The sequence below is a fragment of the Paenibacillus larvae subsp. larvae genome (assembly GCF_002003265.1).
Classification (GTDB): domain Bacteria; phylum Bacillota; class Bacilli; order Paenibacillales; family NBRC-103111; genus Paenibacillus_H; species Paenibacillus_H larvae.
This window is the reverse complement of sequence record NZ_CP019687.1, coordinates 71871-92429: the sequence shown is the minus strand read 5'-3', so window position 1 is coordinate 92429 and position 20559 is coordinate 71871. Positions and strand designations below refer to the sequence as shown.

The window sequence follows — 20559 nt, the reverse complement described above, 5'->3', positions numbered from 1 at the left end:
AGTTTACAACTTTATTCTCCGTTTTACCAATAATAATCCCATCAGGATAATAATGAGAGCTAAAACAACGGTTGCTCCGGGAGCAAAATCAAACAAAGCTGCACAGACAAGTCCTACGATGACAGATACTTCCGAAAAAAGCACAGCCAAGAACACAGAATGTTTAAAACTTTTGGCAATGATCAAGCTGCAGGCAACGGGTATAGTCAGGAGAGCCGAAACAAGGAGTGCCCCCACCAATTTGATGGCAACGGAGATTACCAGAGCCGTGAGCAGGGTAATCAGCATATTATAAAAACGGATCGGCAGTCCGCTCACATTAGCAGCTTCCTCATCAAAAAACATCAAAAACAGTTCTTTGAATAAAAGCGAGATAACAATCAGAACTAAAAGGCAAACGGCAAGTACCATCCATACATCAATTGTATCCAACGTATAGATACTGCCAAAAAAATAGCTGGTAACGTTCATATTGAAGTTTTTGCCGAGTGTAAACAAAAAGGTGGCAAGAGCAATCCCTCCTGACATGATGATGGCAATGGAAAGCTCTGCATAAGTTTTATAGGCTTTTCTCAATTTTTCAACTGCAAAAGAAGCCAAAACGGCAAACACAAGTCCTACCCCAAGGGGATAAAGATTAAGCAAAAAGCCAAGGGCAATACCCGCAATTGAAACATGAGCCAATGTATCTCCGATCATGGACAAACGCCTCAATACCAAAAAGACGCCGATTAACGGAGCAGTGAGTCCAATTAAGACTCCCCGATAAGAGCCTTTTGGAAAAAGGGTTCGGTTAATATTGAAAAAAAGTCCGTCATATGTTTCTCCTTCTTTTCTTACTTGGACGGGACTATATCCCGTGAATGCCCAATGGAGTGGGCAAAATTAACTTCGGCACAATTCTGCGGATCATGAGTATGGCGAACATGAAAATTCAATTTACCGCAGGAATGTATAGGCTTGTCGCCCAGATAAGACTTCATCATATCCATATCATGGGATACCATGATAAAAGTCATGTGATGATGATGGTGCATATGCCGGATCATTTGAAAGAAATCGGCCTGTGTTTCGGCGTCGATGCCAACTGTTGGCTCGTCTAAAATGAGCAGCTCCGGATTATTCACCAGCGCCCGGGCAAGAAAAACCCGCTGTTGCTGCCCGCCCGAAAGCTGACCGATTCTGCGGCCCGCCAAATCTTCGATTTTCATCGCCAACAAAGCGTCGTCACCTTTTTGATAATCTGACTTTGACAAGCGTTTGAACATTTTCTTATTCGTATATAACCCCGACAGAACAACCTCGCGGACAGTTGCCGGAAAAAGCGGGTTAAAGTTCGCCTTTTGCGGTACGTAGCCAATCTTTTCCCAGTCTTTAAACTTCTGGACGGGTATTCCGAATAAACGAATCTCCCCTTCATCCGGTTTAAGGAGATTCACCAGCATTTTGAGCAAAGTGGATTTCCCCGCTCCGTTGGAACCGATCAGGCCGACGAAATCCCTTTCCAGAATTTGAGCGTTCAAATGCTCGATTACGCGCTTATTTTCATAGGAAAATGATACATTTTCTATCTCCACAATGCTTCTGTGGCACTCTGCCTGAACCTGATTCATGATCTTCCTCCCTGAACAGGAAAGAGAGCGACTACATCATCGCTCTGCCCCTTTTTCGTGTAAGTTTGATAGTCCGTTCCCCTGAAGCAAGCAAACGTATTTCCGCCTTAATCAGGTTGGTAAAGTTCCCTATTTCGGCCTATTGTAAAGCTTTTACCAAGTTGGTTAAGTTGCTGTTCATAATAGAGAAATAGTCCTCTCCTGCTTTCAGCTGATCCTCTTTGAGCCCTTCAATCGGATTCAGAACCATCGTTTCAGCTCCAGTCTCCTGCGCTATCGTTTTGGCAAGCTTGTCGGAAACCAGTTCCTCAAAGAAAATATACTTGATTCCGTGCTCTTTGACGAAATCTTTCACTTTCTGTATATCTTTGGCTGTGGGTTCTGCTTCAGGAGTAAGCCCCATCACCGCTACCTGTTCCAGACCATAATCGTGACATAAATAACCAAAAGCTTGGTGAGATACTGCGATCTCCTTCTTACTTACTTTAGACAATTCGCTTTTGTACTTGGCATCCAGTTCATCCAGCTGTCTGGCGAACTCATTAAAGTTTTTTTGATATTCATCTTTATGTCCGGCATCTGCCTGTATGAGTGCTTGCTTGATATTTTCTCCCATTTGCTTGGCATAATTCGGGCTCAGCCAAGTATGCGGGTCAAACTCTGAATCGTGATGGTGATCTTTTTCTCCATGTTCATGAGATTCATGTTCTTCACCTTCGGGATGATGTCCTTCTTCATTCAAGCGAAGCAAGTTCATTCCTTTAGTCACTTCCACCGGAGTTGTCTTGGCATCTTTATCCAGACTGTTCAGAAAAGTTTCCACCCAGCCTTCAAAACCGGCACCTTGATACAGAAATACATTTGAATTTTTCGCATTCATCATATCCCGGCCCTTCGGTGTCCAGTCGTGCGGTTCTACTCCGGCAGGTACCAAATTAATGACATTTACATAATCTCCACCAATTTTTTTGGCAAAATCATAAAGCGGATAAGCAGTTGTGGTTACATTTATTTTATCTTGACTTAAGCCGGATTTATCAGTAGAGCATCCTCCTAATACCAGCAATACAGCAATCATCAAGCAACCCCATACAAAAATACGTTTCGTCACCTCTTTGTTCCTCCCCTATGTGTAAATCGTAATGATTTTATTTACACACCTGATTATAAGGGGCATTCTAACACCTGTCAATACTAATCATAATAATTACGATTAATTCCTGCATGAGGAAACCACCCGGTTTTAACCGGGCGGTTTATTCTGCAAAAAAAGGATTACTTTACTCTGGCGCCATTTGGCATGCTATCCGGAACCGTAGCGAGAGTCAGTTTGTCCCCGTCGGATGCTGCCAATATCATGCCCTGAGATACGACGCCGCGGAGTTTGACCGGTTTCAGGTTTGTTACACAGATGACTTTTTGGCCTACAAGTTCTTCCGGTGTATAGTGCATGGCAATGCCGGATACTACCTGGCGCTGCTCATATCCAAGATCCAATTGAAGCTGCAGCAATTTGTCAGCGCCTTTCACTTTTTCTGCTGCCGTTACTTGAGCAACTCTGAGCTCAACTTTGGCAAAATCTTCAATCCCGATCTTTTCTATGTTTCCGGAAGCCTCCGTTTTCCCGCTAGAATTCGGCTGTGCTTCAGGCTGGGCGGATAGGGCAGCTGTTCCTCCTTGCATGGCTCCGGCTATATAGGCAACTTCCTTCTCCACTTCCAGACGAGGAAACATCGGGTCAGTTTTCTTCACTTGAGTACCTGCCGGGAGTTTTCCAAATGTGTATATGCTATCCCATGTTGTCATTTCGCCTTCCCGAATGCCCAAAGAACTCCACATTTTTGCAGGTGTTTGTGTGACGAACGGTTGAAGAAGAATGGAAATGATCCGCTGTATCTCTGCTAAAACATACATCACAGACCCCAATGTTTCCGTCTTTCCTTCTTTGGCCAGCACCCATGGCTGAGTTTCATCAATATATTTATTCGCCCTTCCAATCAGCGTCCATAAGGCGGACAAAGCAACCGAGAATTCCAAATTCTCCATGGCTTCTTCGTATTTTGAAATAGATCCTTCCATCGTTTTCAAAAGGTCGGCATCGTATTCGGTTGCCCCAGGCACGTATACCTGCAGTTTTCCGTCAAAGTATTTCATCATCATGACAACCGTTCGATTCAAGAGGTTACCCAAGTCATTGGCCAGGTCATGATTGATTCTCTCCACAAAACTTTCCGGTGTAAACTGGCCATCAGCCCCAAAAGGTACTTCCCTTAAGAGAAAATACCTAAGAGCGTCCAGTCCATAACGGTCAATCAGCGTGACCGGATCTACCACATTACCTTTTGATTTGGACATTTTACCATCTTTCATCAGCAGCCATCCGTGACCGAATACTTTTTTCGGCAGAGGCAGACCCATAGCCATCAGCATGATTGGCCAGTAGATAGTGTGAAAACGGATAATTTCTTTTCCGACCAAATGAACATCGGCTGGCCAGTACTTATCAAATTTGCTTGAGTCTTTGGTACCGTAACCAAGAGCACTGATATAGTTGGATAAGGCATCGATCCATACATAGATTACATGCTTCGGATCATTCGGCACCTTTACCCCCCAATCGAATGTAGCCCTCGACACGGCCAAGTCCTCAAGACCCGGTTTGATGAAATTATTGATCATCTCGTTCTTGCGGGATTCAGGTTGGATAAAATCCGGATTTTCCTCGTAATATTGAAGCAGACGATCCGCATATTTGCTCATCCGGAAGAAATAGCTTTCCTCTTTCATTTTCTCTACAGGACCGCCGCAATCCGGACACTTTCCGTCCGCCAGCTTATTCTCGGGAAAGAACGACTCACAAGAAGTACAGTACCATCCCTCGTACTCCCCAAGATAAATATCCCCCTGCTCCATTAACCTCGCAAAAATAACGGAAACGGACTCTTTATGGCGGTCTTCCGTAGTCCGGATAAAATCATCATAAGAAATATCCATCTTTCCCCATAATTCCTTGATTCCTGCGACAATGTTATCTACGAATGCTTGGGGAGTCATCCCTTTTTCCTTGGCTTTCCGTTCAATCTTTTGGCCATGCTCATCGGTCCCGGTCAGATACATCACATCATACCCGCGAAGACGCTTATAACGGGCCAGGGCATCCCCGGCTACTGTTGTATATGCATGACCAATATGCAGTTTATCACTCGGATAATAGATTGGTGTCGTCAGATAAAAGGTTTTTTTGGCTTCAGCCATGTACATCTTCCTCCTAAAAAATTTTTTTCGAAAAAAATAAAAAACTCCCGTCCGTCTTGGGACGAGAGCATTTCTCACGTGGTACCACCCAGATTCCCCTGTCTCTTGCGAGAACAGGGCTCACTAAGTCCGCTTGCCGGACTCATCCATTAACGCTGGAACACGATACCCCCTTACTAATGAATTAGAAACACCAGCTCGAAGGCATGCTCTCCAGGACCATATTCCAGGTTTCATCCTATACCGGCTTTCACCTTCCCCGGCTCTCTGTCATAGTCCTCCGCCTGTACTCATCCGTTCATCGAAATATCCGTATTCACTTCTTTAAATCAAAATATAGCGAAATCACCGCTTTACTGTCAAGTTTGTTTGCTGCCTGAATGTTTTTTCCTGGTTGAAGGAGAAACATGATCAACTCCTCCAGGATGAAATGGATGGCATTTGCAAATCCTTTTCAAGGCCAGCCAGCTGCCGTAAGCCGCCCCATGCTCTTCAATGGCTTCCAGTGCATAAATGGAGCAGGACGGATAAAACCGGCAGGTCGGAGGTTTCAGTGGAGATATCCATTTGCGGTAAAAACGGATAGGGGCCTGTACCATTTTCTTCATCATAAAGATTGACAATCCTTGCAGTATCCGTAAATTTCAAATTTATGCTTAACAGGCTTAAAATCTTCCGGCAATCCGGGTACACCGTCCATCGGGCAGAATAAAAACGGAATGGTCTTCTCGCATTGGAGGCAGATCAAATGATGATGGTGGTCATGCTCTTTACAGCGGGCCCGGAATTTAACCCCTTCCTCAAAGACGAATTGCTCCAAAATCCCCATTTCGTGCAGGATGCGAAGATTCCGGTAGACTGTATCAAAACTTAACCCCGGATATGTTTTACCCATTTTGTCATAGACATCTTTGGCTGTCAGATATCCCTCAGTCTGGGAGAATAAATCAGCAAGAAAACGGCGTTGTTCGGTAATCCGCATGCCTTGCCCGGCCATAGCCTGAATAATTTCTTCAGCTTTCACAAGTGTTCCCTCCATATAATGCGGGCTATACCTCTATATTGCCTCAATTTGGAGATAGCGTCAACTTGCCCTGCCCCGCATGACCTAAACCTCCTGCTGAAAGGGCAATCCTCCAGCTGAATAGCATGAAGCTGTCTCATTCTCTCTGCCAAAAGGCGGACAATCTGTGGATCCGATGCATATTTCAATGTACAACTTCTCATAATGAGAATACATTAGCCTAAAAAAAGGTGATCTTATGGTTTCTATTTTCGATTGGCTCAAGGGGAAGAAGGCGTACGAACCGCAAAGACAGCAGGAGTTCAAAATTACCCCTTCAATCACTTCAAACACAAAGCATTTGTCTGAACTTTTCGAAGGCATCCCGGAATTTGTCTGTAAAGAACTCGTGCTCAAAAACAAAAATAAAGCCGCAATTGCTTATATCGACGGGTTGATCGATAAAGTTATTATCAACCGGGACATTATACGCCCCCTTCTATATGAAGAGTGGGATGACCAGCATTTGTTCGAATCTGCCGTTTCCATGGGGACTGTGAAAAAAAACAGAAACTGGAGAGAGATAGAACAGGCTATTCTTTCCGGGAAGACCGTGTTATTTGTAGATGGAATCTCCTATGTATTAGTACTGGAGACGCAAGGCTGGCCTCAAAGGTCGATAAATGAGCCGCAGGTTGAAACTAGCATTAAAAGTGCCCACCAGGGCTTTACGGAAACAGCCAATCAAAACATTGCCATGATCCGCAGGTACATTCCCAGCACAGAATTAAAGGTAAAAACATGCACTGTAGGAAAGCGGGGGCAAGTAAGTATCTCTATCCTTTATATAGCCGATGTAGTAAATAAGAATGCTCTTCAGGAAGTAGAAAAAAGGGTTAAGAAAATTAATGTCGATACAATCCTAAATACCGGCGAGCTGGAAGGTTTTATAGAGGACGATCCGTATACACCGTTTCCCCAGTTATCCATGACCGAGCGGCCCGATACGGCCGCTTCCCATTTACTGCAGGGAAAGGTGGCCATTATCGTTGACCGCTCACCTGGTGTATTGGTCGGCCCCATGACGTTTACCTCATTTTTCCAGACTACTGATGATTACAGCATACGCTGGCTTGTCTCTTCTTTCGTTCGTATGCTCAGGTTTGTAGGAGCTATTATTGCTATATTTGCCCCGGCTTTATATATCGCTCTGATTTCTTTTCATTATGAAGTGATTCCACTCCGGTTGCTTCTATCCATAGCGGAATCCAGGGAGCGGGTTCCCCTGCCTCCTTTGATTGAGGCTCTGATTATGGAGCTTGTTCTCGAAATGCTCCGTGAAGCCGGAATCCGGTTGCCTTCTCCAATTGGGCAGACGATAGGCGTTGTCGGAGGTATTGTCATCGGTCAGGCAGCGGTGCAAGCCGGAATAGTCAGCAACATTATGGTGATTGTCGTTGCGATGACGGCTATATCCTCTTTTATTTTGCCAAATTTAGAACTTGGCGCGGGAATCCGGCTTATCCGTTTTCCTCTAATGCTGTTGGCTTCTGCTTTCGGGATGGTTGGGATTGTTGCAGGCATTATGACCCTGGTGATCCACCTGCTGGCCCTGGAATCTTTAGGTATGCCTTACAGTGCCCCTATTTCACCGTTACGGTTAAGCGATATGAAGGACACTTTTGTCCGGCTGCCTGTATGGCTGCAGAAAAAAAGGCCGGAATCTGTCGGGCCTCAACAATTGAAAAAACAGGATATGAAAATCCGAAGAGAGGAAGAAGCGGAATGAGCATTCCAAATAAATCAGAGTTATCTCTGATGCAATTCATATTACTGATACACGGCATTGAAGTTGGTTTAGCTACCCTTCCTCTTCCTAGCCAGCTTGCCCAATATGCCGGGACAGACGGCTGGATTTCCCTGATTCTAGGCTGGTTTCTTGTTACGATTATAAGTATATGCATCGTCAGGATTATGGCACAGCATCCCGGTGAGCATTTCAAGAACATTTTAATCCTGTATTTGGGAAAATGGGTCGGTACGGTCCTTTTTATTCTATGGATGATATATGTCCTGTTAGGTGCCCTTGCAATTCTGCTCAAGTCAGTGAATATTATCCAGGTATGGGTTTTGCCGAGAACACCAATCTTCCTTATTCTCACCCTGTTCATGTTCAATACATTTCTGCTTCTTCGCGGAGATATTCGCCTGCTGGGACGTTATGCCGTGTTCGTCTTTTTCTTCACTCTCGTAATGCCCATACTACTGCTAATTCCACTAAAAGACGGCAATGTCTTGTTCCTGCTCCCTGTCCTTAAAGAAGGGTGGTGGCCGATAATGAAGGCTGTAAAAACAAGCGTTTTCGCTTTTCTCGGGTTTGAAATCACGTTTCTTGTCTACCCTTATCTAAAAAATAAAAAAGACGCTGTCAAGGGGATTATAGTGGCCAATACGATAACATTCATCGTCTATTTGCTTATTACGTTAAGTTCGTTTATTTGTTTCAGTCCTGACGAGATTACAAAATATTTATGGCCGACTCTGATGCTGGTCAAGCCGATCCAATTTCCGTTTCTCGAGCGAATGGAAATTCTATTTTTGTCTTTTTATATTTTTATCTTTTTAACAACATTCGTTCCGTACACCTACTTTTTCACGGATGGTATTGCCAAACTGGTTAATAAAGATAAGTGGAAGGTTCCCTTTTTAATATTGCCGCTCATCGTCGTACTGTCCTATTTTTTTTATTTGACTTTTAACCAGATAGAGGATTTTGAGGGTTTCTTTAATTTGTTAAGCCTTTATTTCGCTTTCGCGTTTCCGTTTCTTTTCCTCATCTACATCTCCGTTTATAAACGATTTAAAAAAGGAGGAAACCAAACGTGAGGCGAAAAATTCAACTGGCCCTTCTTTCGTTAAGCATACTCGCCTTAGCTGGCTGCGGAGACCGGATAGATGTGGAAGATGCTACACTAGCCCTCTTGTATGGAATGGAATTAGAGGATGATCACCTGAACATCTACGAAATGAATCCGGTATTTAACAAAAATGCTGAAAAAAAATATGAAATGTACAAGGTAAGTACTGACACAACGCGGCATGCCAGGCCTATCTTTAACAGCAAGATGAACGGACAGCTAGTCACAGGGAAAGTACAGGTTCTGATGTTCAGCAACGACATGTTGGAGAAAGAAGGGATTATGCCGTATTTGGACAGCCTCTACCGGGATGCCAAAAACGCCGCCAATATGCGTCTTATTACGGTCAAGGGTTCGGTTTCCTCGATCTTGAACAGCGAGTTTAAAGACAAACCGATTCTGCCGACTTATCTTACAAATCTGATCGATGTAGGAAAGCGGACAAATCAGGCGGCTTTTGTAACGAACCAGGAATTTCACACTCAAGCTTTTGAAAAAGGGATTACTCCTGCCATTACAGAAATCCAAAAAAAGGAGGAAAACATCCAAATCTCCGGATCTTCCCTTTTGGATAACAGGGGAAAGTATAGGGCCTCTTTGAGCAGGAGGGAAAGCGCCTTTATGGTTATGCTTCAGCGTAAGGCCAATATGCCCCTGAGTATTACCCTCACTATGCCGACGGAATTCAAGCGTCCAAGCCTTCTTAAAAACATAAGCGGGAAGGATTTTATCACCATGACCGTTTTCAATACCAAACGCAAAGTGAAAACGCGCTTTTCTCAGGGCCAATTTGCTTTCGATGTTCACCTTAAAATGGAGGTGGCCATTGAGGAGCGGACATTCGAGGCTAATATAGATAACGAACTCCGGAACTTCACCAGGGTCTTGAATGAACAAATCAAAAAAGAATTGGATGCTCTGCTTGAAAAAATCCGGCAGAATAAGCTGGACCCTATCGGGTTTGGCATTTATGCCCGTGCTTTTTGTTATCCCGAGTGGAAAAAGGTCAAGGATAACTGGCCGGAAACTTTTGCCGAGGCCAAGGTCAATATTTATCCCGATATCACGATACGGGATCATGGTGTCACCGAATAAACCTTAAAGCTTGGAAGAACCAACGAATTGGATGTAGGAAAATGGGATTTAAACTGCTGCTGATGCATAGGTTTCTCCGAAAAGTCCCATATTAACAAAAATGAAAGGTGGCTTAATTGATGAAACAAATTGCATTCCGCTCCTTCTTCCTGTTTTCCTTTCTGGTTTTTTTCAGCTTGATTTTGGGGATGGAAACGGCCTTCTCAACTCCTTCCCTTTATTCGGCAATTAGGAGAGTAGATGATCCCGGCCAGTCTCCGGCTCTTCCTGAACCCTCTACCCAAAAGCGCGCGGCCATTGTCATTGATGATTTCGGCAATAAAATGGGAGGAACAGAAGATATGCTCGCTCTCCCTTTCCCTATCACTGTGGCGGTTATGCCTTTCCTGCAGACGACCAAAGCCGATGCGGAAGCCGCTCATGCTGCCGGCAAAGAAGTGATTATCCACCTGCCCATGGAACCAAAAATCGCTAGAAAAAGCTGGCTCGGTCCTGGTGTGATTTCAACCGATTTGAAAAATGACGAGATCCGTAAACGGGTTCATGCCGCTATCGACGAGGTTCCCCATGCTATCGGAATCAACAATCATATGGGGTCCAAGGCGACCGGGGATGAAAGAGTGATGAAACTTGTGCTCGAGGTTTGCAAAGAACGCGGCCTGTTTTTCCTGGACAGCCACACTAATTATTGGAGCATAGCCTGCAGAAAAGCGAAGGAAGTCGGAGTACCCTGCATAGAGAATCATCTTTTCCTGGACGATATACATACCAAAAAGCATATCTCCCAGCAGGTCCGACTGTTGGACAAGCATCTGAAGGAGCATTCTACCTGTGTAACGATTGGACATGTGGGGCGTTACGGCAGCCTGACAGCCGCAGTGCTGAGAGAACAAATTCCGGCACTTACAGAAAAATCAGGCATCCGGATTGTCCGGATTTCCGAACTCGTTCCAAAGCCCAAATGACATGCAGCAATCTTCAGTTCAACTGCAAAGAGCCGCAGAATTCTTGGAATAGAAGTTCTGCGGCTCTTTTTCTTTTATGTGCCGGACAATAAAAACGTGTACGAGGTCCGACCACCCGCAATGCAGCACCGCAACGCGCGCCGGGAGAGCCGCGCATTGGGAAAGAAGCCAAGGCTGGGCGTTAGATATCTTACCGGGAAAAATCCAGGACTATCTTCCCTTTGTTTTGGTTGCTTTCCATATAAGCATGTGCTTCGGCTGCTTTTTTCCACGGAAATGTTGAATCGATAACCGGCTTCATTCTGTTTTCCGTGAATAATGGATAGGCCCATGTCCAGAACTGCTTGGTCAAGGCGATTTTTTCATCCTTGGTCCGTTTTCGGAGAGTGGAACCCATAATCTTCAGCCGTTTCATCAATAACGGGTTCAAATCCAGTTCCTTCACTTTAGATCCTCCTACCAGACCGACCAAAAGGATGGCACCGTCCTCGGCTAATGCTTCCACATAGCCGGCCATATTCGGTGCTCCAACGAGATCGAGCACCAAGTCTACGCCGCGGCCGCCTGTCTCGCGGCGCAGCCAATCCGCGAAGGAGCCGCCTTCCCGGTAATTCCAGCCGGCCAGCGCCCCCAACTCGCTGCACAGCGCGAGCTTCTCCTCCGAGCCGGCGGAAACATAGGCATTCGCCCCGGAAGCGCGAATGATCTGGATAGCGGCAGTGCCTACGCCGCTGGCTCCCGCGGGCACAAAGACATTGTGCCCGGCTTTCATGCCGCCTAACCAGACGAGGTTCAGGTAGGCGGTGAGAAAGGCTTCCGGCAAAGCAGCCGCTTCCTGGAATGTCATCTTCTCCGGAAGCCTCATAGCCATTCCTGCGGGAATGGCCACCCTTTCGGCGTAGCCGCCGCCCGGCAGCAGGGCACATACACGGTCACCCGGGCTCCATCCCTTCACGCCGGTACCTGTGCGGGTTACTTTCCCGGCAATCTCCAGGCCAAGAATCTCCGATTCCCCCGGAACGGGCGGGTACAATCCTCTGCGTTGAGCCAGATCGGCGCGGTTAAGCGCGGCGGCCTTCACTTCAATAAGCAGTTCTCCTTCCTTAAGCTCCGGCTCCTGAACTTCCCCTACATACAGAACTTCAGGCCCTCCCGCCTGATCAAAACAAATTGCTTTCATCTTTCACCCTCCTCCGTGATCATACCTTATTTTACCCCATTTCCCTTTCCAACGTAAAAACCCGGAAAACAGATTATTTGCCGGGTTGAGCGTGTAGAGAAAGTATATCCGGCAAAGGTAAAAGGTTTTGCTTCCGGCGCTGTTCATTCCAGGGAATCTGAAATAATGAACAGTTTAAAGAGCAGGAGTCTCATTTCTATTCTGCCCGGGCCTAGGCTCCCAACATTCAACCCCTGTTAATCCGGGAATGGTATCCGAATAAAACTGGGGTTCCTTACCTTGGTTGCGCTGCTGCCTGTAATCCTTAAGGGCCGCAAAAGCAATGTGACTCAGCAGCCAGATGGCTGTCAAATTCACAAGAGCCATAAGGCCCATGAACAAGTCCGCCATGTTCCAGACGAGCTTAAGTTCGGCTTTAGCCCCAAAAATGACCATACCTATAACGGCAAGGCGATATATGAACAACCAGGTCTTGGAAGAACGGATAAATCCAATATTCGTTTCCCCGTAATAATAATTACCTACCATGGCGCTTAAGCCAAAAAAGAATATGGCGACTGTCAGAATGATGCTTGCCCACGGTCCAAACTCCAGAGACAAGGCCATTTGTGTCATCTCAATTCCTTCGAGTGAAGTGTTTGAATAGACACCCGATACAAGAATGATAAAGACAGTAGAGCTACAGATCAGCAGCGTATCAATAAAGGCGCCCAGAGTTTGGATCAGTCCCTGTTTAACAGGATGGGTAACATCGGCTGCGGCAGCCGCATTCGGGGAACTCCCCATCCCTGCTTCGTTGGAGAAAAGGCCCCTTTTAATTCCCATCGAGATGGCAGCCCCGATTCCTCCCCGACACCCTCATCAAGTCCGAAAGCACTTTTGAAAATAAGAACCAAAACATCTGGAATTACAGAAAGATTTGTGGCAATGACGTAAACGGCCAACATGACATAAGCCAATGCCATAACAGGGACTATAGCCTCAGTCGCCTTGGCAATACGCTTTACACCGCCGAAAATAATAATAGCTACAATCACGGCAAGAAGAAGTCCCGTTACTATTTTGTCCAGGCCAAAGCTGGATTGGAACGCTTGCGAGATCGTATTCGACTGTACAGAATTAAAAACCAGACCGAAGGATAATGTAATAAGGATGGAAAATAAAATGCCCATCCAGCGTCTCCCCAATGCTTTTTCCATATAATAGGCGGGGCCTCCGCGGAATCCGTTCTTATCCTTAATTTTATAAATTTGTGCGAGAGTACTTTCTACAAAGGCCAATGCCGACCCAATCAAGGCGATGAGCCACATCCAAAAGACGGCTCCGGGACCTCCATAAGAAATGGCAATAGCCACGCCGGCAATATTTCCTACCCCTACACGAGATGCCATACCAATGCAAAAGGCCTGGAACGAGGATACCCCGTTTTTAGATTTACCCGATTGGCCTATTCCGTCTCCTAGCAAACGGACCATTTCCCGAATGGACCTTATTTGAATAAATTTGGTTCGTATTGTAAAATAAATGCCTATGGTAAGCAGCATTATAATGACGATATAGGACCATAGAATATTATTTGTCCATTGGACGGACTGATTCAAAAATTCACTCATGAAACTTACTCCTCCCTTTTCTTTTCCGTACATATCAGCCTGGTAGAAAGATGAAACGGAAAATGCTGCATAAAAATCCCTGCTGTTCCAGGCGGATTTTTCGTGCAAAGGCGTTCTAACTGCCCTTTTTCCATTCTTCGAACTAACATATGAATCTTTGTCTATTTCCTTACAATGGTATAGTATATAAGAAATATCTCATTTCGACTAGTATTTTGTTTTTTACAGCGTGATTTCGCCGTTAGATTGATAAAACATACCTGTTAAGCATATAATCTCTTTTTATCATCCATACACATCGTTTTTCACCGGCACCCAGTACCGTGTGGCAGATACCTGGGTTATACGTGTCGGCCATTAAGGACTTGTACAATAACGAGATTGTGGCTTACCACATGAGCCTTCATAACGATAATCAGCTTACGCACAGGAATTTGAAAGTATTGAACAATTTAAAATAGAACTAAACAAATACATCAACTACTACAATCACAAACGGATTAAGGCAAAGCAAAAAGGCATGAGCCCAGTCTAGTACCGAATTCATGCCTTAAAGGCAGTCTAACAATATAGTGTCTAATTTTCTGGGGTCACTTCAACTTGCCGCCTAGGGTCTTTTTTCAATGTCTATAAAATGGGGGCTTGACTAGTCTTGACCAATAGAGATTGGGCTTTTTTATTACTCCATTAAAGCTCCAGATTATTTAATAATAAACTACCTTTTTATCTCTGCAATTGTGGCAATTTTTGTAAAACACAACAGGTATTATTTTCGAAATAGGCAGCGCAGTCAAACTGTTGAACATGGCTCGAAATTCTATTGAAAAAGACAGTAAAATGCGTGATAAACCTCGGGCAATTTTCAGGGAACCCTTAATGTATTTAAGGAAAAATTGCAATCCATTGTTGTAAATTAGCGCAATGTAAAAGATTACGCAAAACAGAGAAGAAAAAGAGGTCAGTTTGGAAAAGACTCTTTAAATATTTTTTTCATAGTAAATTTCTCCTCTTTCTGTAAATTTCCATTAAGCTTCCACCCACCAGAAAATGTTACCATCGTGTAACTTTTTATCCTGCTGCAATGGTTATATTGATAACAGTTGGCTTTGGTGTCTACGATTTTTGGAAAATGTTAGGCCAAGAAAGGAAGAAACCATAATGAAAGCAAAGCAGAGGAGATTCAAAATTATTATCGGACTTGTCGTATTCATACTTGCCGGAGCTGCCGGGCTGTATTGGGCAATACCCGTAAACACCTATTATCAAAACCAGGTAGCCGTTCTTATGTATCATCATTTTTCAGAAAAGGATGAAGGACCTATCTCTATCAAACCTAAGCTGTTCCGTGACCAAATCGATTATCTTCGAAAAAATAATTATAACTTTATATCGCTGCAGCAATTTCGTGAGTTTATGAACGGAGGTACCGTGCCGGACAATGCTGTTCTTTTGACGTTTGATGACGGATACGAAAGCGTCTATAAATACGCGTACCCTTATTTAAAAGAAAACCAAATTCCCGGCGTACTTTTTCTAATAACCAAATATCTGGAAAATCCGAAAGGGCCTTACACTTCTTACCTTTCTCCCGAGGAAATCAGGGAAATGCGCAAAAACTTTCCGGATATAGAAGTACAAAGCCATACGCATAACATGCATAGTCAATATGAGAAAAAGGCTTATATGAACACTCCTATTCCGAAAGCAGACGGTCAGCTTGAGAATCAACAGGAATACGAAAATCGTGTTGCGTCGGATTTTGCCAAAAGTGTTGAAGAGCTTCGACCTTTTTACAAGAAGGATTATCCGATAGACTCTTTAGCGTATCCGTTTGGGTTTTATAATCCAAAATCCGTAGAACTAGCTCAAAAAGCAGGCATAAAGTTTGGGTTTACCGTCCAACCAGGCATCGTGAAACAAGGGAGCAATTCCATGTCACTTCCACGGATTAATGCCGGTTCTCCTAATATAACTCCTGAAAAGCTGTTATCCACTATTGAACAGCAGGTTGATCTGGAAACCCATTATAAAAACAAGATCCCGCTTCGTGCGGCTATGGAACAGCTTGGCGGTGAAATTTTCACAGATAATCGGGGAGAGATGAGCATAAAGTACAAGGACAAGATCTGGACCGTACACGCCGGATCGAAAGAAGTGGAACATGAGGGCAAGACGATTACTCTTAAGAACCCTATAGAACGGTATAAGAAAAGATTGTATATCAACGTTAAAGACTTGTCAGAACTTTTGGCCATCCCGCTTGATTACAATGAAAAAACAGGCCAAATGACCGTAAAATCAGAAGGCTCCTGAACCGACCGCTATTAAGAAAGCGGAATGGAGCAAAAAAGAGCAGCCGGGCAGGAGTTTTATACTCTTGCCCGGCTGTACGGTCATAAAAAAAGGTTTCTTCCTATATTAGTCCCGTTTAGCCGTGTCTGTTCATCATTTTAACGGCTTTTCGGGTATTTTCCAAAGCTAAGATATTCTCTTCATAATTTTGTCGGGCTATCCCGACATAGAGGATATCAATCACGTTGAGTTGGGCAATACGGGAAGCCATCGCCCCGCTTCGAATGCTTTTCTCCAAGGAAGAAGTGAATAACCTGATATGTGCCTGCTCCGCCACTGGATTATGTCCGAATTTTGTCAGGGATATAAGTGTTGCTCCCCTTTCTTTCGCTGCTTGCATGGCCAGCAGGATATCCTGTGTATTCCCCGAGTAGGATATTCCCAATACTGCGTCTTTTTCCTGTAAATTTGCAGCCAGCGTGGCCTGGGAATCAAAATCATAAGCGGCTTCGCACCAGCGGTTTATGCGTGTAAGTTTTTGTTTAAAATCCTGGGCAATTACGGCGGACGCCCCTATTCCAAATAAGGTAATCTTGCGTGCTCCCCCAGAACTTCAATTGCTCTATCCAATTCCTTTATATTTAGCACTGACATGGTATCCTGTATGGATCTCATATTATTATGAGAAATGGATTCGACCAGGGATTGGCTAGATGCGTCCATATGAATCTCCTGATAAGACTCTGCCAGATTAGAATTTAAGGATTGGGCTAAATCCGCCGCTATCCTCAGTTTTAATTCCTGATAACCTTTCAGGTTCAGGGAACGGGATAACCGGACAATGGTTGCTTCACTAACTTCTGCCAATTCTGCAAGCCGCTGCACAGAAAGAGTGACAACGGTTTCCGGATGTTCCAAAATATATTGCGCTGCCTTTTGTTCCATCGGTTTCAAGGTAGGCAGCGCCTCCTGCAAACTGATTAGGCCTCCGGTAATCATATTTCCCCTTCTTTCTACACCTTGATAAGCCTTATCATATAGAATTTGAAACCTACTTTCAACAAAGAGCCTTGACCGGAAGCTAATTGGCAGTACCTTCCTTGAATATAGATTAGGGAGCAGGGCTTTCAATCCGTTCGTACAGAAAATCATTGATGTGTTTAACCTGCGTCTCTTTGGAAAGTCCATGCAGAAAGACTCCCAACTTCATTTGCAGCAGACAGCCCGGATTGCTCGTAACTATACAGGAAGGGGATACGGCATTCGCGTGTTCCATTTTATGCTCCAGAATTTGACCGGCCATTTCAGGTTGGGTCAGATTGTAGGTCCCCGCCGAGCCGCAACAGCGGTCCGCTTCTTTCATTTCTATAAATTCAGCACCAGGCACCATGTGAAGCAGCTTCCTCGGGGAGATCCCGCCCTTCATGACATTCCGTAAATGACAGGAATCCTGATAGGTCACACGAATGATTTTATTGTCTGTGTCCACTTCAGATGATCCCTGTTTAAAACGAAGGGGCCTTCCAAACTCCAACAGCAGCTCACTCGTATCTTTTACACGCCCGGCAAACCAGGATGCATTTTCTTCCCATTCAGGATCATCTTTTAGCAGATGATCGTATTCAATAAGCAATGTTCCACATCCTCCTGCATTAGACGCTATAAAATCTACCCCGGTTTCACGAAATACCCGGATATTCCACCTGGCCAATTCCTTTGCCTGTTCCAGTTCTCCGTTATGGGCGTGCATGGCCCCGCAGCAGTTTTGCTCTGCCGGTAATATCACTTCAAACCCTGCAGCAGCCAACAGCTCAGCTGTATGGACATTGGTGTCCGAAAACAAAATGTCCATGATGCATCCTCTGAACAGTCCTACCTTGGCGATAGGTGCTCCCACAGCAGGCATTTTCTCTCCGAGGCGCTCCACAACTCCTTTGGAAGAAGCTTCAGGAAGTATCTGTTCCATCTGACGAAGGTATTTCGGAAATAGTTTCAACAGTCCTGAACGGCGGGCGGCTTTTTGAAGTCCTGTTTTTTTGTACGCTGCCAGTACAGATCCGAGCATACGGACTCTTTTCTGTTTAGGAAAAATATGACGGAACGCTACTGCCCTGAGCAGTTTTACCCAAGGGCGATGCCGGACCCCATGCTGCTCAATGGAATTTCTGGCTTGTTCCAGCAGGCTTCCGTAATGTACATCCGCGGGACAAGCAGGTTCACAGGCCCTGCAACCAAGACAATGGTTCATCTGCTCCTGAAACAGTTGATCCGGCTCCATAATACCATCGGCTACCGCTTTCATAAGGGCAATCCGTCCCCTTGGAGATTCCGCCTCAACTCCGGTCTCCCGGAAAGTCGGGCAGGCCGGCAAGCAGAACCCGCAACGCATGCAGTTGGTCAGCTGATCCTCATCCAGTTTCAATTTCAGGTGTTCTGCAAGCGCATTAGGCACGATTGATCACCACCCTGCGTCTTGCCGCTTTGGCAAACATTTTCCCGGGATTCATAATTCCGTTCGGATCGAAAACTTCTTTGATCCCTTTCATGATTCCTACCCCTGCTTCCCCAATTTTCCATTCTAAATAAGGGGATTTCAATAATCCCACCCCATGCTCACCGGTAATCGTTCCGCCAAGAGCAAGGGTTGCCTCGAATATTTCCTCAAACGCTTCTTCCACCCGTATAATCTCTTCCTTATCTCTCGCATCTGTGGTTGCGGTCGGATGTAAATTCCCGTCCCCTGCGTGCCCAAAAGTACAAATCGTAACATTGTGACGCTTTGCTATCCGGTTGATTTCCACAACCATTTCGGCAATTTTAGAACGGGGAACAGTAGCATCCTCCAATATGGTCGTAGGCCGTAAACGGGCTAAAGCCGTAAAAGCGCTTCTTCTTGCCGTAAGCAGCCGTTTCGCTTCCTCATCATTGGCCGCCACCGTTACCTGGGCCGCTTTTTGCCCTATACATATACGATGGATGCTCTCAATATCCCGTTCTACCAATTCAGGGTCTCCATCCTGTTCAATAAGTAAAATGGCTTCCATATCAAGAGGCAAGCCGAGTCCGGCAAATTCATCTACTACCCGTATAGTAGGATTGTCCAGGATTTCCAGCGTAGCGGGAATAATACGGCTTGCTATAATGGATGATACCGTCCGGGCCGCACTGGCCAGATCCCTGTACATGACCAGCATGGTTTTTTTGTGAACAGGAGGGGGAACCAGCCTTAGAATCGCTTCAGTGATAACAGCTAAGGTACCTTCAGAACCAATAAAAAGTTTGGTCAGATCGTAACCGGCCACATCTTTCATCAGTTTCCCACCGGTACGGATAATTTCACCGGAAGGCAGAACCGCCTCCAGACCAAGTACATAGTCCTTAGTTGTTCCGTACTTGAGCCCTCTAAGTCCTCCAGAGCATTCCGCAATATTGCCTCCTATTGTGGAAATCGCCATACTGCTCGGGTCGGGTGGATAGAACAATCCTAGTTCTTCCACATATTCATTAAATACTTTCGTATTTAACCCCGGTTGTACCGTAGCCGTCAAATTGTCCAAGTCCACTTCAAGAATCCGGTTCATTCGATGCATCACCATGACCACACCGCCTTGAACAGGCACCGTTCCACCGCATAGATTTGTTCCGGACCCTCTGCTGACAAGCGGAATACGGTGCTGGTTCAGGACTTTCATGATTCTGCTGACCTCTTCCGTACTGCCCGGATAAATAACCGCATCCGGCAGGGACTGCAGCATCGCCGTTCCATCATAAGAATGGGTTACCCTGGCCTGGTTATCTTCATGCAAATACTTCTCTCCGACGATAGACAGAAGTTCATGTTTTAGTTCAGCATGGATGTTCCTCCTTCTAAAACCAGTTTATTTGTCAAGTCATCTGATGACTTTTTCCCTATTATAGCTTAGAATCACTGACTGAACGATTGCAGGAATCCATGAAAGATTATTTTCTAAATACTCCCCAAAATTAGATACACTAGCCCCACTTTAGCCTATTTGGAATATGATGTTTCATTAATAGGGAGCCACCTACTAAGTTGTCATTTAAAAATAGAGGACATATATTCAATATATTGAACATACGATCCTCTATTAATAATAGTCTACACGGGTTTACTTGGTTATTCCAATTTAATTTTTAAGGAAGGAATGCAGCATCCAAATCTGTTTTTGCAACTCGCTTTGCAGTCCGATCAGCAAATCGGCTGATCCTTCATCGTTTTCTCCTTGAGCAAGTTCGATTCCACTTTGAAATTCTTCAATCAGCGTTTGGAAGTCTTGAACTATACTCTGTACCATTTCTTCGGCACTGTAGCTTCCTTCCGCTTCGTTCAGAGTTGCTTCAGCCAAATATTGCTTCATCGTTGCGAGCGGTACCCCGCCCAGAGCAAGAACCCTCTCAGCCACCTCATCCAGGTGTTCTGCAACGCTATCGTATAATTCTTCAAATTTTTCGTGAAGCATAAAGAAATGAGGGCCTTTTACCATCCAATGATGATGGTGAAGCTTGGTATAAAGAAGTCCTAAATTAGCTACTTGTCTGTTTAGAAAGGAAACGGTTGTTGTCATAAGTAAGATCCTCCCATGTTGAAAACTAGGTTCATTATT

Annotated in this window: 16 protein-coding genes and 3 pseudogenes; 6 read left to right on the top strand and 13 right to left on the bottom strand. The window is 45.0% G+C overall.

The window, feature by feature from the left end; all coding sequences use genetic code 11:
* Nucleotides 1–3: 3 nt before the first annotated feature.
* The 6 genes and pseudogenes from BXP28_RS00470 to BXP28_RS00445 form a co-directional block, all read right to left on the bottom strand.
* Nucleotides 4–818 (bottom strand): annotated as a pseudogene (locus BXP28_RS00470) (metal ABC transporter permease).
* Between the two features lie 18 nt (nt 819–836).
* The gene (locus tag BXP28_RS00465) at nt 837–1613 is read right to left on the bottom strand and encodes a metal ABC transporter ATP-binding protein (protein ID WP_023485539.1); all 777 of its coding nucleotides are present in this window, start codon (nt 1611–1613) and stop codon (nt 837–839) included.
* A 139-nt stretch (nt 1614–1752) separates the two neighbouring features.
* Nucleotides 1753–2724: a metal ABC transporter substrate-binding protein gene (locus BXP28_RS00460; RefSeq protein ID WP_024095052.1), complete on the bottom strand. Its 972-nt coding sequence runs from the start codon at nt 2722–2724 to the stop codon at nt 1753–1755.
* Between the two features lie 164 nt (nt 2725–2888).
* Entirely contained in the window at nt 2889–4868 is a 1980-nt protein-coding gene (gene metG, locus BXP28_RS00455) for a methionine--tRNA ligase (protein ID WP_023485541.1), read from the bottom strand.
* Nucleotides 4869–5227: 359 nt separating this feature from the next.
* On the bottom strand, nt 5228–5476 hold the full coding sequence (yidD, locus tag BXP28_RS00450) for a membrane protein insertion efficiency factor YidD (RefSeq protein ID WP_036658479.1): 249 nt from the start codon (nt 5474–5476) through the stop codon (nt 5228–5230).
* Nucleotides 5476–5892, bottom strand: coding sequence for a Fur family transcriptional regulator (locus tag BXP28_RS00445; protein WP_024095054.1), 417 nt, complete (start codon nt 5890–5892; stop codon nt 5476–5478). Before BXP28_RS00445 ends, yidD begins: the two co-directional genes overlap by 1 nt.
* A gap of 238 nt (nt 5893–6130) precedes the next feature.
* Here BXP28_RS00445 and BXP28_RS00440 point away from each other — a divergent pair, with 238 nt between their 5' ends.
* From BXP28_RS00440 to BXP28_RS00425, 4 genes are all read left to right on the top strand, one after another.
* The gene (locus BXP28_RS00440; protein ID WP_036658040.1) at nt 6131–7660 is read left to right on the top strand and encodes a spore germination protein; all 1530 of its coding nucleotides are present in this window, start codon (nt 6131–6133) and stop codon (nt 7658–7660) included.
* On the top strand, nt 7657–8757 hold the full coding sequence (locus tag BXP28_RS00435) for a GerAB/ArcD/ProY family transporter (protein WP_023482901.1): 1101 nt from the start codon (nt 7657–7659) through the stop codon (nt 8755–8757). Before BXP28_RS00440 ends, BXP28_RS00435 begins: the two co-directional genes overlap by 4 nt.
* Nucleotides 8754–9884 (top strand): Ger(x)C family spore germination protein, encoded by a 1131-nt coding sequence (locus BXP28_RS00430; RefSeq protein WP_036658038.1) that lies wholly within the window; start codon nt 8754–8756, stop codon nt 9882–9884. The genes BXP28_RS00435 and BXP28_RS00430 overlap by 4 nt, the downstream gene beginning before the upstream one ends.
* A gap of 119 nt (nt 9885–10003) precedes the next feature.
* A complete protein-coding gene (locus BXP28_RS00425; protein WP_023482903.1) occupies nt 10004–10849 on the top strand; it encodes a divergent polysaccharide deacetylase family protein in 846 nt (281 codons plus the stop codon).
* A gap of 190 nt (nt 10850–11039) precedes the next feature.
* On the opposite strand, the gene BXP28_RS00420 is transcribed toward BXP28_RS00425, so the two are convergent.
* Both BXP28_RS00420 and BXP28_RS00415 read right to left on the bottom strand, forming a co-directional pair.
* On the bottom strand, nt 11040–12029 hold the full coding sequence (locus BXP28_RS00420) for an NAD(P)H-quinone oxidoreductase (RefSeq protein ID WP_023482904.1): 990 nt from the start codon (nt 12027–12029) through the stop codon (nt 11040–11042).
* Between the two features lie 174 nt (nt 12030–12203).
* Nucleotides 12204–13642, bottom strand: a pseudogene (locus BXP28_RS00415) (alanine/glycine:cation symporter family protein).
* 421 nt (nt 13643–14063) lie between these two features.
* On the opposite strand from BXP28_RS00415, the pseudogene BXP28_RS00410 reads away from it, so the two are divergent.
* Both BXP28_RS00410 and BXP28_RS00405 read left to right on the top strand, forming a co-directional pair.
* Nucleotides 14064–14177, top strand: a pseudogene (locus tag BXP28_RS00410) (IS3 family transposase); the annotation flags it as partial.
* 623 nt (nt 14178–14800) lie between these two features.
* Nucleotides 14801–15955: a polysaccharide deacetylase family protein gene (locus BXP28_RS00405; protein ID WP_023482906.1), complete on the top strand. Its 1155-nt coding sequence runs from the start codon at nt 14801–14803 to the stop codon at nt 15953–15955.
* A gap of 115 nt (nt 15956–16070) precedes the next feature.
* Here BXP28_RS00405 and BXP28_RS25715 read toward each other — a convergent pair whose 3' ends face one another.
* From BXP28_RS25715 to BXP28_RS00385, 5 genes are all read right to left on the bottom strand, one after another.
* Nucleotides 16071–16493 carry a MurR/RpiR family transcriptional regulator gene (locus tag BXP28_RS25715; RefSeq protein WP_472462619.1) on the bottom strand — a complete coding sequence of 141 codons (423 nt, stop codon included), beginning with the start codon at nt 16491–16493 and terminating at the stop codon, nt 16071–16073.
* Nucleotides 16494–16507: 14 nt separating this feature from the next.
* Nucleotides 16508–16933: a MurR/RpiR family transcriptional regulator gene (locus tag BXP28_RS25710; RefSeq protein ID WP_479692117.1), complete on the bottom strand. Its 426-nt coding sequence runs from the start codon at nt 16931–16933 to the stop codon at nt 16508–16510.
* 112 nt (nt 16934–17045) lie between these two features.
* A complete protein-coding gene (locus BXP28_RS00395) occupies nt 17046–18323 on the bottom strand; it encodes a (Fe-S)-binding protein (protein WP_077585220.1) in 1278 nt (425 codons plus the stop codon).
* Between the two features lie 55 nt (nt 18324–18378).
* The gene (locus BXP28_RS00390; RefSeq protein WP_023482909.1) at nt 18379–19740 is read right to left on the bottom strand and encodes an FAD-binding oxidoreductase; all 1362 of its coding nucleotides are present in this window, start codon (nt 19738–19740) and stop codon (nt 18379–18381) included.
* 342 nt (nt 19741–20082) lie between these two features.
* The gene (locus BXP28_RS00385) at nt 20083–20529 is read right to left on the bottom strand and encodes a Dps family protein (RefSeq protein ID WP_374049682.1); all 447 of its coding nucleotides are present in this window, start codon (nt 20527–20529) and stop codon (nt 20083–20085) included.
* Nucleotides 20530–20559: the final 30 nt, after the last annotated feature.